General features: G+C 36.6%; 15 protein-coding genes. 10 read left to right on the top strand and 5 right to left on the bottom strand.

Annotated features, from left to right (window positions below; all coding sequences use genetic code 11):
* The first annotated feature begins 47 nt into the window (after positions 1 to 47).
* The 10 genes from def (at position 48) to CUN60_RS01935 (ending at position 9,583) form a co-directional block, all read left to right on the top strand.
* A complete protein-coding gene (def, locus tag CUN60_RS01980) occupies positions 48 to 557 on the top strand; it encodes a peptide deformylase (protein ID WP_102950424.1) in 510 nt (169 codons plus the stop codon).
* 1 nt (position 558) lies between these two features.
* Positions 559 to 1,983 (top strand): glycosyltransferase family protein, encoded by a 1,425-nt coding sequence (locus CUN60_RS01975; RefSeq protein WP_158649252.1) that lies wholly within the window; start codon positions 559 to 561, stop codon positions 1,981 to 1,983.
* 12 nt (positions 1,984 to 1,995) lie between these two features.
* On the top strand, positions 1,996 to 2,736 hold the full coding sequence (locus CUN60_RS01970) for an SDR family NAD(P)-dependent oxidoreductase (RefSeq protein ID WP_102950422.1): 741 nt from the start codon (positions 1,996 to 1,998) through the stop codon (positions 2,734 to 2,736).
* Complete coding sequence (locus CUN60_RS01965) at positions 2,733 to 3,350, top strand: metallophosphatase domain-containing protein (protein ID WP_102950421.1); 618 nt, start codon at positions 2,733 to 2,735, stop codon at positions 3,348 to 3,350. Before CUN60_RS01970 ends, CUN60_RS01965 begins: the two co-directional genes overlap by 4 nt.
* 2 nt (positions 3,351 to 3,352) lie before the next feature.
* The gene (locus CUN60_RS01960; RefSeq protein ID WP_102950420.1) at positions 3,353 to 5,518 is read left to right on the top strand and encodes a primosomal protein N'; all 2,166 of its coding nucleotides are present in this window, start codon (positions 3,353 to 3,355) and stop codon (positions 5,516 to 5,518) included.
* A 96-nt stretch (positions 5,519 to 5,614) separates the two neighbouring features.
* Positions 5,615 to 6,196 (top strand): YceI family protein, encoded by a 582-nt coding sequence (locus CUN60_RS01955; RefSeq protein ID WP_102950419.1) that lies wholly within the window; start codon positions 5,615 to 5,617, stop codon positions 6,194 to 6,196.
* A 187-nt stretch (positions 6,197 to 6,383) separates the two neighbouring features.
* On the top strand, positions 6,384 to 6,656 hold the full coding sequence (locus CUN60_RS01950; RefSeq protein ID WP_102950418.1) for a hypothetical protein: 273 nt from the start codon (positions 6,384 to 6,386) through the stop codon (positions 6,654 to 6,656).
* A 13-nt stretch (positions 6,657 to 6,669) separates the two neighbouring features.
* Positions 6,670 to 7,350, top strand: coding sequence for a DJ-1/PfpI family protein (locus CUN60_RS01945; protein WP_102950417.1), 681 nt, complete (start codon positions 6,670 to 6,672; stop codon positions 7,348 to 7,350).
* Positions 7,351 to 7,359: 9 nt separating this feature from the next.
* Positions 7,360 to 8,640 carry an MFS transporter gene (locus CUN60_RS01940; protein WP_102950416.1) on the top strand — a complete coding sequence of 427 codons (1,281 nt, stop codon included), beginning with the start codon at positions 7,360 to 7,362 and terminating at the stop codon, positions 8,638 to 8,640.
* A 49-nt stretch (positions 8,641 to 8,689) separates the two neighbouring features.
* Positions 8,690 to 9,583, top strand: a complete 894-nt coding sequence (locus CUN60_RS01935) for a type I phosphomannose isomerase catalytic subunit (protein WP_222593285.1) — start codon at positions 8,690 to 8,692, stop codon at positions 9,581 to 9,583.
* A 45-nt stretch (positions 9,584 to 9,628) separates the two neighbouring features.
* Here CUN60_RS01935 and CUN60_RS01930 read toward each other — a convergent pair whose 3' ends face one another.
* The 5 genes from CUN60_RS01930 to CUN60_RS01910 all read right to left on the bottom strand — a co-directional run bounded on the left by CUN60_RS01930 (position 9,629) and on the right by CUN60_RS01910 (position 15,567).
* Positions 9,629 to 11,128 (bottom strand): peptide MFS transporter, encoded by a 1,500-nt coding sequence (locus CUN60_RS01930; RefSeq protein ID WP_102950415.1) that lies wholly within the window; start codon positions 11,126 to 11,128, stop codon positions 9,629 to 9,631.
* A gap of 298 nt (positions 11,129 to 11,426) precedes the next feature.
* Positions 11,427 to 12,773: a prephenate-dependent tRNA uridine(34) hydroxylase TrhP gene (gene trhP, locus CUN60_RS01925; protein ID WP_102952423.1), complete on the bottom strand. Its 1,347-nt coding sequence runs from the start codon at positions 12,771 to 12,773 to the stop codon at positions 11,427 to 11,429.
* A 203-nt stretch (positions 12,774 to 12,976) separates the two neighbouring features.
* Complete coding sequence (locus CUN60_RS01920) at positions 12,977 to 14,137, bottom strand: class I SAM-dependent methyltransferase (RefSeq protein ID WP_158649250.1); 1,161 nt, start codon at positions 14,135 to 14,137, stop codon at positions 12,977 to 12,979.
* Positions 14,124 to 14,762, bottom strand: a complete 639-nt coding sequence (locus CUN60_RS01915) for a phospholipase D family nuclease (protein ID WP_102950413.1) — start codon at positions 14,760 to 14,762, stop codon at positions 14,124 to 14,126. Before CUN60_RS01915 ends, CUN60_RS01920 begins: the two co-directional genes overlap by 14 nt.
* A 40-nt stretch (positions 14,763 to 14,802) precedes the next feature.
* A complete protein-coding gene (locus CUN60_RS01910; RefSeq protein WP_158649249.1) occupies positions 14,803 to 15,567 on the bottom strand; it encodes a phosphatase PAP2 family protein in 765 nt (254 codons plus the stop codon).
* Between the last annotated feature and the right edge of the window lies 1 nt (position 15,568).

Here is a 15,568-nt window from a genome sequence, read left to right as displayed (position 1 = left end):
GCTCTTAAAATATAGAGACTATCATTAAATAATGGATTTATTAAATAATGGCTTTACTAGAAATATTACATTACCCTGACCAACGTTTACATCTAAAGGCAAAACCAGTTACAAATTTTGATGATGAACTAAAAAAGCTAATTCAGGATATGGCTGAAACAATGTATGCGAATAATGGAATTGGTTTGGCAGCAACTCAAGTAAATGTACAGAAACGATTATTTGTTATTGATTTAGCCAAAGAAGGTGAGCCTAGCCAGCTGGAAGCTTTAATAAACCCAGTAATTATAGAAAAGTTAGGCGAAACAAGTTGTGAAGAAGGTTGCTTATCAGTGCCGGGAGTTTTTGAGACGGTTAAGCGTGCAGAAAAAATAGTCGCAACCTATCAGGATGCCAATGGCGTAGAGCACAAAATTGAATGTGATGGCTTAAAAGCAATTTGCATTCAGCATGAGCTAGACCACCTGGATGGAAAGGTTTTTGTTGAATACCTCTCTTCATTAAAACAAAATTTCATTAAGAAAAAAATGAAAAAACTATTTAAAGATGAAAAATAATATGCCAATCAAACCAAAATACATTTACATCGCTGTGGTTGTTTATTTGATCACAGCTTTTTTTTCTCTCGGACATCTTCATCCAGATGAGTATTATCAGATCCTTGAGTTTGCTGCATATAAGCTTAATCTAAATTCTCCACACGGACTAACTTGGGAATTTTACGATCAAATCCGTCCGGCGTTTCAGGCATGGATAGTTGTTTATTTATATAAATTAATTGCACTAATTAGTGAACCAAACCCATTTTTTGTAACCTTTCTAACCAGAGCTTTTTCTGGAGCATTATCACTAATCGCAATTATTTTATTTATCAATACTTTCAAGGTAGAATTAAAAAGTCCAAGCAAACAGCAATGGTTTATGTTGCTAAGTATTTTTAGCTGGCTTGCAGTATTTAATGGTATTCGCTATTCATCAGAAAACATTTCCGCCAAACTATTTTTAATTGGGTTCTGTCTGCTATTCCAGACGGAATCACGCAAGAATCTACTTACTCTGATTGCTATTGGTTTTTTGATTGGAATGTCTTTCGTTGCCAGATTCCAGACCGGTTTTATGATAGTTGGGCTAATGGCTTGGCTAATTTTCATTAAAAGAATGTGTCCTATTTATTGGTTATCAATCTTAATTGGAATATTTTTAGCAATCGGTGCTGGTGTAGTAGTCGATCACTGGTTTTATGGTGATTGGGTATTCACACCGTGGCGCTATTTTGCAGCCAATATCCTACAAGGTAAAGCCGCATCCTTTAGCGTTGACCCATGGTATATGTATCTCTCAATCGCAGGCTTAGTTCCATATGGGCCATTATATATTTTGGCGGCTCTATATTTTATTATCATGCGTCCGAAACATGCGATTAGCTGGGTGATGGCACCATTTATTATCGGACATTTGCTAGTTGGACATAAAGAGTTACGTTTTCTAACCCCGCTACTGAGCTTCATGCCCTTTGTAATCCTTGATAGCCTACAAATACTTCAAGAAAAATATAACTGGCAACTTGGGAGTAAATTGCGCAAATTGAATACCTTTGCTTGGCGATTCAATCTATTTGGTGTGCTGGTGGTGATGTTCTTCCCATCTGCGATGCAAATTAGGATTAATGAACTGATGTATAAACACTACCAGCAACCAACAGCCTTTAACTATCTTACTGAAGGTGGGAATATACTGGATTTTTATAAACATCTAAATTTACGCCCGGTACCAATTAATAACCCAGCCAAAGTTGATTGTAAGGATAATGAAAACTGCTTGATTGCGCTCACCTGTCAGGAAACGGTAAAATATGGCGCACCACAGGGTAAGCTTATTTTCTCTGACTGCCCAAGCTGGATTTTTAAACTAGATTTTAATGGTTGGCTAGAGCGTACCGCCTTATATAATATTTATGAACTACGGACAATCGAATCACATTAGGAAGTAAAGTCTATGACAAACAGAACCGCGATCATTACCGGAGCGACTTCGGGGATGGGCGAAGCAACTGCCCGAAAACTAGCAGCACTTGGAATGAACTTAATCATCACCGGAAGAAATGAAAGCAAGCTTACCACCCTTGCCAGTGAACTGAACAATAATATAAAAGTAGTATCTAAAAGTGGCGACATCAGTAACCCTAATTTTATCAATGAGCTACTCGAATTTAGCTATACTAGCATAAATCCACAACCAAGTATTTATATTCTTAGTGCGGGAATGGGGCTTCCCGGAAGTATTCTTAGCTCTGACCCTGACAAATGGCGAGAAATGATTGAATTAAATTATATTTCGGTATTACACCAGCTGCGTCAGTGTGCCGAGCGGTTTATTAAAAATCCTACTCATGAAATACATGATATTATCGTAATTGGTTCTACTGCTGGACGTAATCCATCCGCCTTAAATAGTGTTTATGCATCGACAAAAACTGCATTAATTGGCTTAGTAGACTCTTTACGTCAGGAATTATGTCAACATAATATTAGGGTAAGTCTAATAGAGCCAGGCTTTACGGCTAGTGGCTTTCAAAAGGCAGCAAGCTATAGCCAAGCAACCTTAGACAAACTGCAAAATGAATTAGGCGAGATGTTACAGCCCGAAGATATTGCCAACACTATTGCGTTTATGGTAAATCAACCTGCTAATATCCATGTCGATAATATCCGGATTCGCCCACTAAGACAAAAATGAAGATAGTCTGCATTTCAGATACTCATAACCATCATCAAGTTCTTGATGGCATTATTCCCACTGGAGATATTTTAATCCATGGTGGTGATATTGCCATTCATGGTAGCATTCTTGAGATCCAGCAATTTATTGACTGGTTTAGCCAGCTGCCACATAAGTATAAAATATTTGTTGGTGGTAATCATGATGGTGCTTTGGAACACTCAAAGCACCTTATTAATATTCCGACAAATGTCATTTATCTTGAAAATGAGTTAATCGAAATCGAAGATCTTAAAATCTGGGGTTCACCTGTCAGCCCGCCATTTCGTAGTTTTGGCTTCATGTGGGATGATTTAAAGCGCCAAGCTTTATATGCAAATACACCTAAATGTGATATTTTGATTAATCATAGTCCTGCCCTTGGTAGTCTGGATAAAATCATTGAAGAACGGCATGTTGGCTGTGAATTTTTGAAAAAAGCTATCGAAAGAATAAAACCAAGGCTAGTTATCTCTGGACATATCCATGAAGGCTATGGAAAAATTGAACAAAATGGTATTATCTATGTCAACGCTTCAATTATGACGCGCTATTATAAGCCACTAAACCAGCCAATAAGTGTTGATTTATAGCCATGTATGTTGTTAATCTAGTTTTTGATATACCATTACGCCATCATTATAGCTACCTTAGCGATGAATACCTTGAAATAGGTCAACGAGTAAGTGCAAAATTAAGGAATAAAGAACAAATTGCTTTTGTAAATGCAATAGTCGAAGCTAGTCAGTTTCGCGATTACCCGGTTGATAAACTACAACATCTTTCACAAATATATTTAGACATAATCCCAAAAGATATTATCAGTCTATGTAATTTCGCTGCAACCTACTATCATCATTCATTTGGTAGCACGCTTTTTTGTGCAATCCCGGCACTACTGCGCAAAATTAACTCGCGAACTGATATAACATTACCGCAAAATAAACATTATCAATTAACTGAGACTGGCAAAACATATACACCAAGGGGGAAAAAACAGATTAATTTATGGCACCAGCTGAGTTTATCTAGTTTAAGCTGGCAGCAGATAAAAGAAATGCTAGGCGTCAAACCAGACAAATTAATTAATGACTGGCTTAGCATTGGAGTTATCTGTGAAAGTAGCAAACCATTAGCAGCAACTATAACTACAACTATTACCGCCAATGAAGAACAATTAAAAATCATTAATACCATTAGCAATCATCTCGATGAATTTCATCCCGCCCTACTCTATGGTATTACCGGAAGTGGCAAAACCGAGGTATTTTTACAGCTAATACATAAGGTACTAATTAAGCAAAAACAGGCTCTGGTCTTAATACCTGAGATTAATCTCACACCTCAATTAGCAGCAAGGTTTCAAGCAAGATTTCCTTTAGCAAAAATTAGTGTCCTGAATAGTGAAGTAAGTGAGAAGGAACGTTATATTAATTGGCTACAAGCTAAAAATGGTGAGACTGATATTATTCTTGGGACACGACTGAGTATATTTACACCATTTGCCAGATTGGGGTTAATTATTGTCGATGAAGAGCATGATGCCTCATTTAAGCAAAATGATAGTCTTCGTTATCACGCCAGAGATTTAGCAATTTATCGGGCAAAAACACTAAATATCCCAATAATCATGGCATCAGCAACCCCAAGCCTTGAATCACTTTATAATTATAAGCTGGGTAAATTTCATTTATATAAACTAACTAAACGTGCGGTTAGTAATGCCATCTTACCAGAAATCAATATTGTTAATCTGGCACATTATCCGGTTAATCAGGCAGGAATTAGTGACCCTGCGCTTGATGCACTAGCAAAATGTCTAGCCCGTAAAGAATTGGCGTTAGTATTTATAAATCGACGCGGATATGCACCGATTCTTAGCTGTTATGATTGTGGCTGGATAAGTCAATGTAAGAACTGCTCATCACGGATGGTATATCATAATAATAGCAACAATCTGAAATGCCATCATTGTGGTTATCAAACTCGAGTACCAAGCGCCTGCCCGAAATGTCACAATCAATACTTACATACAATTGGACATGGTACTCAAAAACTAGAAGAGTTTCTTGCACATCAATTTCCAAATGCAAAAATACGCAGAATTGATCGTGACACAACTAATCGCAAGAATGACTGGCAAGAGCTCCATCAGGAAATTAACCAACATGAGATTGATATTCTAGTTGGGACGCAGATGCTGGCTAAAGGACATGATTTCCCTAACCTTACTTTGGTTGTCGGAATAAATATTGATAATGCACTTTTTAGTTATGATTTTCGTGCCAGTGAAGATATGTTTAACATTCTTACTCAGGTAACTGGTAGGGCTGGGCGCGCAGCAAAGCCGGGGCAAGTTATTTTACAAACTAATTACTCGGATCATCCAGTTTATCAATTTTTGCAAAAGCATGATTTTGAAGGTTTTATAAACTATACGCTAAAAGAACGTAAGCAAAATCAGCTGCCACCATTTACCTATCAAGCATTAATCAAGCTAAGTAGTACTAGTGAAAAACAACTAATCAGGGGAATGCATGAGCTATCCCTTATTCAGAAAAAATTAAATAGTAAAAACATCACTGTATTCCCGCCAGTCCCCGCTGTCATGTATAAATTACATAACCGTTATCGAGGACAAATGCTTATTTCAAGTAAATCTAGAGAATATCTACATAGTTACTTGAATCAGCTAGAACCATTTTTAGCAGAAATTAACTACTTGACGGTCGCAATCGACGTTGACCCGCTAGAAGTTTAAAATACCTAGATAGAACTGATAAAAACCCGCAATATTAAATACTACTTGATATATAATCATTCTGGTTAATTGAATTACAATCATACAGGACAACAAATGAAAAAACTATTACTGATACTAAGCGCAACAACTGGCATAGTTACAGCAGCAAATGCCGCAGATTTATACAATATTGAATCAACACATAGCTTTGTTGAATTTCATTATAACCATATGGGGTTTTCTAATCCATCAGGCAAATGGATGGTAAATGGAACTCTTGATCTTGATCAAAAAAACCTAGCTAAAAGTAAGACCAATATTACCATCAATATTGGTGATATAGTTACCGGTGTACCTAAACTTGATGAGCACCTAAAAAGTGCAGATTTCTTTGATGCTACTAAATATCCAACAGCAACTTTTGTTAGCCAAAAAGTCAGCAATATCAAAGGTAAGAAGTTTGATCTAAATGGTTTATTAACTTTGCATGGAGTGACTAAACCTGTTACGCTACACGTTACTGAAAATATGATTGGCCTAAATAAAGTTTATGACAAACAGACTGCTGGCTTTAGCGCTACTGCTGAAATTAAACGCTCTGATTATGGAATAGACCTATATGTTCCAGCAGTTAGTGATCTGATTAAATTAGATATCGAGATTGAGGCTCAACTTGCGGATAATAAGAAAAAATAACTCTAAAAACCAGTTATTTGATAATTAGCCAAAATGGATAATTAGATTTATAGAATGAATCTCAGAAGCTTACACTTAGAAATTAGTATAGTGTGTTGAGCATAGGTTTAAAACCTTGATGAGATAAGTTATAATAATTACTGTTCAGATAGATGAACAATTATATTAAATTTTTAGGAAACAAACAATGAAAAAAATCTTATGTGTGTTATTAGCTACGCTTGCTACTGCTTCTTTTGCTGCTGAAAAAGACTGTTCAAAATGGACTGCTGATGAAGCTCCAAAAATCGCACAAAAAGTTCAGGGTAAAGGCGTTAAAGGATTGACTATTAATTATTCTTCTGACTTCGCAACTCAAGCTACTGCATTCCAGTCTGCATTACAAAAACAAGGTGTTAATGTAACAATGGCTCAGGTTAGCGGTACAGGAAAATGTGAATTTACTAATTTTTCTAAGTAATTCTTGAAACATAATGCTAAAAATTGGTTTTTTAGCGTTTCCCGGGGTGCAGGCAATGGATTTGATTGCACCCTATGAATTGCTTGAGGTATGGCAAAATTCAATCAATGAATCTTATATTAAACTATTTATAATTGCTAAAGAGCAATCAGCAATAGAATGTAGTAATTCCCGCTTTTTGCTAACCCCAGATTTCACTATTCATAATGCTCCACAGTTTGATTATTTGATTATTCCCGGTGGCATGGGCAGATGTCAAGCGGTAAATGACAATGAACTTATTTCATTCATTCAAAAACAGCGAGGCGGAATCAAGAAATTTCTGTCTGTTTGTACAGGTAGTTTTATCCTACAAGCTGCCGGAATCCTTGAAAATGAATATGCAACCACTTATTGGCGAGCATTACCAGAATTTATCCAAAAACAGCAAAAAATCAAAGAAGAGCGAATTGTTAAAGGAAATAAAGTTTGGACTGCTGGTGGAGTCTCAAGTGGGATTGATCTGGCTCTGGAATTAGTAAATGAAATTGCCGGAGCGGAACATGCAGAGCTTGCCCGACTATGTTTTGAATATTTTCCACTGCCATTTAGCTCGAATAAAAGTTACAATCTTGATCAATTAAAACCCTATCTGGGGAAAATCAGTAAATTATCAGACATTGCCAAATATATAGTAAAAAATAATTTATCCTAAAAGAGTCTTATGCCAAAAGCCGATCAAAATAATTCAGCCAACCTCAAATTAATCGTAGCTACAACAATTGGCAGTATTTTTGAAATATTTGACTTCATTGCCTTCGTTTTTTTAACTCCGATTTTGGCGGAAATATTCTTCCCTAAAGAGATGGCAAGTAAAGCAGTCTGGTTTACTTATTTGACGATTGCAATAAGCTATTTATTGCGCCCAATTGGCGGAATAATCCTTGGACATCTGGGTGACAAATATGGACGAAAATCAGTCTTTAGCCTATCGATTCTCCTAATGTCTGTTCCATCGCTGATTATCGGAATTTTGCCAACCTATCAACAGATTGGTTATCTGGCAACTCTATTATTAGTCATAATGCGCATTTTACAAGGCTTCTCAGTTGGTGGTGAAGTCCCGGGGTCAATTACCTATATTGCAGAGAAATTCAAATCAGTAAACTATTTTTTTGCCTGTGCTTGGCTAACCTTTGGTGCTAATTTTGCAGTTTCGGTTGGCTCACAGGCAATCAAATTACTCACAGAAAATACCAGTCCTGAATTTATGCATAGTATTGGCTGGCGAATACCTTTTATATTTGGTAGCCTACTTACCATCATAGGCTTTTATATTAGAAAAAGTATCACTGAAAGCGAAGAGTATCAAGAAATTAGACAGTTAAAACAGATTGATAAATTACCCTTACATGATCTAATAACTAATTATAAATATCCACTGATTACTGGTATTTTGATGGCAATAATCGTTTCTTTAACAACCTCGATCTTCCATGTGTTTTTGCCAAATCTATTTGTAACTTATTTCAAATTTAACTTAGGAGTAACAGCAGGTATCAGCTCAATTGGTGCGCTTAGTATGGCTATTTTCTCACTTATTTTTGCCTTCCTCGTAAAATGGTTAAACCCAGTTTTATTAATCCGTCTCGGACTAATTGCATTAATTACAATATTTGCTGGAATATATACAAATATCGTTAATCTCACGACGGTAGCTAATCTTTATCTATGGGTAATTCTGATTTCAATCTTCCTCGCAATGATAAACGGTTTATTTTTTGCAGTCCTTGCCGATTTATTCCCAACCAGAATCCGTTATTCGGGCATTGGATTTTGCTATAATATCGCCTATATCTTTGGCGCTGGAATAACGCCACTTTGGACCAGCTCCATTTTGCAATTGACCGGGCAATATCAAAATATTCTGCTTATTTGCCTGATAATTGCTGTCATTTCACTATTAAATACCATTAATATTAAAAAATTAACCAATTATAACTAAAGGTAACTATGGAATTACTATTTTTACAACCAATTTTTAAAGAACGCATTTGGGGGGCTATAAGCTAAAATCAGACTTTGGTTATCAGATACCTTCAGATAAAACTGGCGAATGCTGGGCAATTAGTGCGCACAGCAATGGTGAAACTACAATCCGTAACGGACAACACGCCGGAAAAACCCTTTCTGAATTATGGAATAACAACCCTGAATTATTTGCAACTGATACTAAGCGCTCATTTCCACTAATGGTAAAAATTCTTGATGCAAAAGATGATTTAAGCGTGCAGGTACATCCAGATGATAAATTTGCCCAACTAATTGAAAATGATCTTGGTAAAGCTGAATGCTGGTATGTTCTGGATGCTACGCCTAATGCACAAATCATTTACGGCCATAATGCAAAATCTAAGGAAGAATTTAAGGAAAAAGCCAAAGCTGTTAAATGGCAAGAGTTATTAACTAAAGTAGCAGTCAAAAGTGGAGATTTCTTTGATGTCCCAACAGGCACAGTCCATGCTTTAGGTAAGGGAACGCTTATTCTTGAAGTACAACAATCATCAGATACAACTTACCGGCTCTATGATTATGACCGCCGTGATGACAAGGGCAATCTACGTGAACTTCATCTAGATAAGGCTTTTAGTGTAATTACCGCACCTCATGAAGGACAAAATGCAAACTATAATACGAAGCAGCTCGGCGAGAAATCATTTCTTAGTGCACTAACCAGTAATAATCATTTTCAAGTTGCCAAATTGGAATTAAATGGTAGTGCAGATTTGACAGCTAGTGCACCTTATTTTCTGGTAAGTGTTTGTAGCGGCTCTGCAACTTTAAATGGAATAACAATAACCAAAGGCGACCATTTTATTATCCCAAATCAAATTCGCAAACTCGAGTTTGAGGGTTTTGCCACACTTATAATTGCCAATGAGACATAAAAAAAGAGAACCTTGATGGTTCTCTTTTTTTATGTTTTGATGATCTTAATGATCAGCAGCCTTGGTTTCCATTACCTCACGCATGCTACTAGCAAGCTTTTTAACAAAGATAAAGATAAGTAGCGCAATAACAGTTGCGGCAACTCCAATAGCTACAAATAATAGTTGATAGCCATGTAGAATATCAAAATTTGAAGTAGTTGCTGACTCATCAACACTACCAAATCCTGCTAGCATACCGCCAAATTTCTGCCCTACGGCTGTCGTTACAAACCATACTGCCTGAGCAAAACCACCAAGCTGCAATGGCATTAATTTAGATACCATCGATAGTCCAATTGCAGAAATCAATAATTCACCCAGTGAATACAAACCATAAGCAAGAAATAACCAGAACATTGAAATCTGTCCATTTGCATCATGAAGAAAACAGCTAACCGCAAGTAATAAATAAGCTAACCCACACACCAACATTCCATAGGCAAATTTTGCTGGAATTGAAATTGGTGCACCACGATGCTCCGATCGCACATAAATCGTAGCCAATATTGGCGATAACAGAAAAATATAAAATGGATTAAAACTTTGCGTTACTTCTGGTGGAATAGTAATACCCAATATATCATTTCTAACATTATGTACGGCAAAAAGTGTCAATGAAGTCGACATTTGCATATACATTACCCAGAAGAAGATTGACTGGATTAAAAGGATGAATGCAATTACCATCCCACGTTTTTCAAAATCACGTAATTTTGAACGAACAATAAAAAATATTACCGCAACTATTGCAGCTACAGAAAATAGTAAGACTTTACTCATTGCCGGATTACGTAAAAGTAGTCCTAAACCATAAGATACGACTACACCAACTAGTGAAATTCCAAGCATAACAAAGAATTTATTACCACCATTCTGCCCGACTTCATTATCAGCACTAACAAAATTCTTGCGTAATGCAAAATAAGACAATAACGCAATAAACATTCCAGCACCACATAGTCCAATCCCAAATCCATAAGAGGTTTTCTGGGCAACAAATGGAATGATAATCATACTAAAAAAGCTACCGAGATTAATTGACATATAGAAATAGGTAAAAGCAGAATCAAAGCGCGGATCAGTTGGTTTGAAGCAACGATTTACATAATTCCCAGCATTAGTTTTAAAGAAGATATTTCCAACCAGAACCATTCCCATCCCCCAGTATAGAAGATGGACGCTAGAAACAATACCAAAGCTTCCATAACCTATCATCAGGAAAATAATCCCCAATAAATAAGTTCTACGTAAACCCAAAACCTTATCGCCTAGGTAACCACCGATTACTAGTAAGGCATACAGTAATGCAGAAAATGAACTAAATAAATCAGTTGCTTCCTTTTCTTTCAGCCCAAACTTTTGAATAAAAAACAACACTGCTACCGCTTGCAAGCCGTAAAAAGCAAAGCGTTCCCAAAATTCAATAAATAAAACTGCATAAAAAGTTTTTGGCATATGCCAGAAACCATGTTTACCAGTATCATGAGCTGCTACATTTGACATCACAAAATCCTTCTATTAAACTCGAAAAGTTTATTATAAACATAACTCATAATTCACCTCTACGAATTTAGACAAGCTTATTAATATAAAAAAGCCAACAGTTTATCCACTAATTGGCTACAACTTAATTATTATTACTGTATTATATATTAATTTTTACAACAAGAATTTTGCAATGCAGTATATGAACGTATTCGTAAAACTCTCCCACAGAATTAACCCTGAAAATTCATCAATGCATTAAATAGTCCATAATTTAAACCAGACTATTTATAAATGAATAATCTTATGCTGATTATCAATTAATGACTCTGGCAATCAGAGCTTTTTCCATCCCAGCCATTCCCGGAAGCCTTACATAAATACCACTACCAGCGGCAACAGAAACTTGTGCTCCAACTTTATCCTGCATTTCCTGAAGCTCAATTACTCGCGTTCCTGATGGGTGAAGAATCTCCAATTTATCCCCAATGCTAAATTTATTTTTTACTTCCACCAATGCATAACCATTGGCATCGATTTCAAGCACTTCCCCAACAAACTGGCTTTGCCTTGATTTGGAATGATTATCCAGATAATTCTGGTAATCTTCGGCATGATGGCGTTGCAAAAAGCCATCGGTATAACCACGATTTGCCAAGCCCTCAAGATCAGCTAAAAGGTCTGGATTAAACGCTTCCCCAGAGACGGCAGCATCAATTGCACGCCGGTAAGCAGCAGCAACTCGCGCAACATAATAGATTGACTTGGTACGCCCTTCAATCTTAAGCGAATCAACACCGATCTTAACTAGTCGTTCAACATGTTCAATCGCACGCAGATCTTTTGAGTTCATGATATATGTACCATGCTCATCTTCATTAATTTCCATATACTCACCCGGACGGGTAACATCTTCCAATAAGTATGAATCATTAGCACAATTATTACGGACAACACCACCCGCAGCCGAGGTTAATGAATGACATTCATCTGCCTCTGATGAATTATTTGTAGTTAGCGTAACATCTCCTGCATCATTGCTATCTGTCTCATGGACTTTATATTGCCAACGACAGGCATTGGTACAAGTCCCTTGATTTGGATCGCGGCGATTAAAATATCCAGATAATAAACAACGTCCAGAATAAGCAATGCATAATGCCCCATGGACAAAAACTTCTATTTCCATATCTGGGCATTGCTGTTTGATTTCTTCTATTTCATCAAGCGACAACTCACGCGATAAAATTACCCGCGAAATTCCTTGTCTTTGCCAAAATTTTACTCCAGCATAATTAACCGTATTAGCCTGTACCGACAAATGAATTTCAGCTTCAGGCCAACGGTCTTTTACCATCATGATTAACCCAGGATCTGCCATAATCAAAGCATCTGGTTTCATTGCCATTAATGGCTCCATATCCTTCAGGTAGGTTTTTATCTTGGCATTATGTGGTAGAATATTACTCGCGATATATAGTTTTTTACCTCGAACTCTAGCTTCTTCAATTCCTTTTTGTAACTGTTCTAGCTTAAATTCGTTATTCCGAGCACGTAAACTATATCTTGGTTGGCCAGCATATACTGCATCGGCACCAAAATCATAGGCATATTCCAAATGCCTGAATGTCCCAGCGGGTAATAATAATTCAGGTTTTTTAATCATCTTTTATTTCCAATCAATTCCAAATAACCATAAATTTTTTTGTATATATGTAGTTACTTACAATGGTAATTACTCATGCTATGTAAGCTCTGTAACTGCCAGAATATGTAGCAAGAGCAAGAAGCAAGGCGACGCGGTTTACATGAGAAGTAAATAAGGAGCCTTGCAACGCAGCTATTGCGAGATAGTACGGCAGTTACTTACAGTGTATAGCTTAAATCTCCAGATCTAAAGCCACACCAATCGGCTTCATCAATTCCACGACTTAATGCCATTACCTTAAATAATTCGCCCATCTGATTTGCCGAGACTAGCTGATTTACTTGATTTGACAGCTTGATATATTCATCATTAGACAAGTTCTTTCTTAATTCACCCATTGTTTCAGCAATCCCCGCATTAATCAAGAATGCGGCTTGATTAACATAGCCAATCAAATCCAAACCAGCATCAATTGCAGTGGTAGCTATTTTTGTCCAATTAACACTGGTAGTAATATCAATTAACCCGGGATAAATAAGAACATCATCAAGGAGGTGGTGGCGGAAGAATCCTCTTAATCGCCCCTTATAAAACTCTTGATGGTAGTATTCTGTTTGTCCATAGCCATAGTCAATCAGTAAGATCACACCATGATTAAGCTTAGTAGCAAGGGTTTTAATAAAAGCAGAATTGGCACCATGCCACTCGCTTTGATAACCATTAGTCCAATGATTAGTTATATCATCGTTATCAGCTTGCCAGCTCGAATCATAGTCTTTATAGATAAATTTACCTTCGGCAGTATAGCTAACCCCGATTTCGTGAATGCTATCCCCCTTACGATAAAGTAATTCACAGGGTTGAGCATCAAGAACTTCGTTGGCAATGATAACCCCATCAAATTTCTCTGGCAACTCATTAAGCCAGACTACCTTATCAAAATAATCCCCAGCTATTTTCTGGATAGTTTCTTTCTGTAACGCAATTAGATCGGCACTTAGCTCCAGTATACAATAGGAGGTAATTTCGCTACCGATTGAATTTAATATATCTGCCGCTAGCTTACCATTTCCAGCACCAAACTCAAGCACTTGAGGGAATACACCAAAATTTATCACTTCCAGAATCTGGCGGGCAAGAGTATTGCCAAATAACGAAGAGACCATCGGGGAAGTAATAAAGTCACCTTCCTTACCAAATTTTTGGCGGGGATTGCTATAATAACCAAGTCCGGGATAATATAATGCCAATTCCATATAACGCTTAAATGGAATCAAACCACCACTTTTACTAATTTCTTCTTTGATAACTGAAGAAAGCTTATCCGTAAGTAACTGCTCTTCATGCGTAAGGTTAAATATTTGCTTATTCATCATCATTATTTCGTTTCGATTTTGTCTTATAGTTGGCAAAGAATTCATCGCGTGAGACCGCCTGCTGCCAGTTAAACCACCAATCTTGGGTATATAATTTAGCAAGTTCAGGATTATCTCTTATCACAAGGAGATTTTCGGCATTTTTCGTTTCAGCAGCTTTGGTAAAATTAAAAGATCCTGTTATTACAGTTTTATCATCAATAATCATTACCTTATCGTGATAAATAGCATGCTTGACATCAATCCGCATATCAAAGCCTTGATTAGCGAAAAAAGTACTCGAAGAATATTTCTGACTTACTTGTGATTTATCCAAAATTAACTTTACAGTTACTCCACGTTTCTTGGCATCCAGAAGACTATTAGCAATATCTTTGGAGGTAAAACTATACGCTGATACCAGAATAGTCTGCTTTGCCTCATTGACTGCCTTGACTATAGTAGCCGTTCCACCATTATTCGGACTAAAAGCAACTTCAATAGTTCCCGTTGCATTAACTACCGTTGGATGTGGTGAACCACTATGCCCAAATAACTGTTCAAACTGATTAAGAATATCATCGCGGGCAAATACCAGACCAATGATAGCCGAGATTAGAATAATTAACCAATATTTTTTATTGCGCATAATTTTAAAAAGAGAAGATTATTGATATGGTAACAAAAGGTTATTTTTTAAACCTAAACTCATTTACCTTAAATACAGCAACGCCAATTATAATACCAAGAATACTTGCCATTACAACATCACTTAGCCAGTGATTTATAGTATAGACTCGGGAAAAATTAACCATCAATGCCCAGATAACTAAGCCAATACGAATTTTTTTTGATTGGTAGGCAAGAAAAAATGGCATTATCGCCGCAAGGGTTGATATAGTATGTCCGGATGGCATACTATTATAAGCATACATCAAATCACCAAAATGCTTGGCACCACTTTCAAAAAAAGCAAAGAAATGCCATTGATCAAGACCAATTGATGGTCGCTGCCGATTAAAAATAAATTTAAGCACTCCGTTTGCCAAGCCACCATAAATGGAACTCATCAGACTGATTCTAGCTACTTGCGATAACTTATATTTATTGAAATAATTTGCAAGCATAAAAATAGTAAACAAAAATCCAGCAACAAAGCCGCCTTCAGCACAGGAGCAAATAAAATCCCAGAATGTATAAGCATGGATATTATCATCAAGAGCTTTCACCCATAAAGTTACTGGTAAATCAGCAAATTTTATTAATAATAATTCAAGAGCAAGTACAGGAATTACCCATAAACGGTAGTGGTATAATTCGCGGCTTAGCTGGCTAAATACCCCCCTCCAGTAGCCTTGGCGTAGGAAACTAATTAAAAACGGTGCTGCGACCAAGACATAAAAAGCCCCCATTACATTTAAAAATGGAGGCATATGATAATTAAAGAAACTCATC

This window comes from Aquella oligotrophica, from assembly GCF_002892535.1.
Taxonomy (GTDB): domain Bacteria; phylum Pseudomonadota; class Gammaproteobacteria; order Burkholderiales; family UBA11063; genus Aquella; species Aquella oligotrophica.
Note: the sequence above shows the minus strand (reverse complement) of the source record. Positions and strands in the feature narration are given on the sequence as shown.

Coding starts and splice junctions, on each gene's coding strand:
- CUN60_RS01920 (WP_158649250.1), bottom strand. CDS start 14,137: ATGATGATGAATAAGCAAATATTTAACCTTACGCATGAAGAGCAGTTA.
- CUN60_RS01970 (WP_102950422.1), top strand. CDS start 1,996: ATGACAAACAGAACCGCGATCATTACCGGAGCGACTTCGGGGATGGGC.
- CUN60_RS01955 (WP_102950419.1), top strand. CDS start 5,615: ATGAAAAAACTATTACTGATACTAAGCGCAACAACTGGCATAGTTACA.
- CUN60_RS01960 (WP_102950420.1), top strand. CDS start 3,353: ATGTATGTTGTTAATCTAGTTTTTGATATACCATTACGCCATCATTAT.
- CUN60_RS01910 (WP_158649249.1), bottom strand. CDS start 15,567: ATGAGTTTCTTTAATTATCATATGCCTCCATTTTTAAATGTAATGGGG.
- def (WP_102950424.1), top strand. CDS start 48: ATGGCTTTACTAGAAATATTACATTACCCTGACCAACGTTTACATCTA.
- CUN60_RS01940 (WP_102950416.1), top strand. CDS start 7,360: ATGCCAAAAGCCGATCAAAATAATTCAGCCAACCTCAAATTAATCGTA.
- CUN60_RS01975 (WP_158649252.1), top strand. CDS start 559: ATGCCAATCAAACCAAAATACATTTACATCGCTGTGGTTGTTTATTTG.
- CUN60_RS01945 (WP_102950417.1), top strand. CDS start 6,670: ATGCTAAAAATTGGTTTTTTAGCGTTTCCCGGGGTGCAGGCAATGGAT.
- CUN60_RS01915 (WP_102950413.1), bottom strand. CDS start 14,762: ATGCGCAATAAAAAATATTGGTTAATTATTCTAATCTCGGCTATCATT.
- CUN60_RS01950 (WP_102950418.1), top strand. CDS start 6,384: ATGAAAAAAATCTTATGTGTGTTATTAGCTACGCTTGCTACTGCTTCT.
- CUN60_RS01930 (WP_102950415.1), bottom strand. CDS start 11,128: ATGTCAAATGTAGCAGCTCATGATACTGGTAAACATGGTTTCTGGCAT.
- CUN60_RS01965 (WP_102950421.1), top strand. CDS start 2,733: ATGAAGATAGTCTGCATTTCAGATACTCATAACCATCATCAAGTTCTT.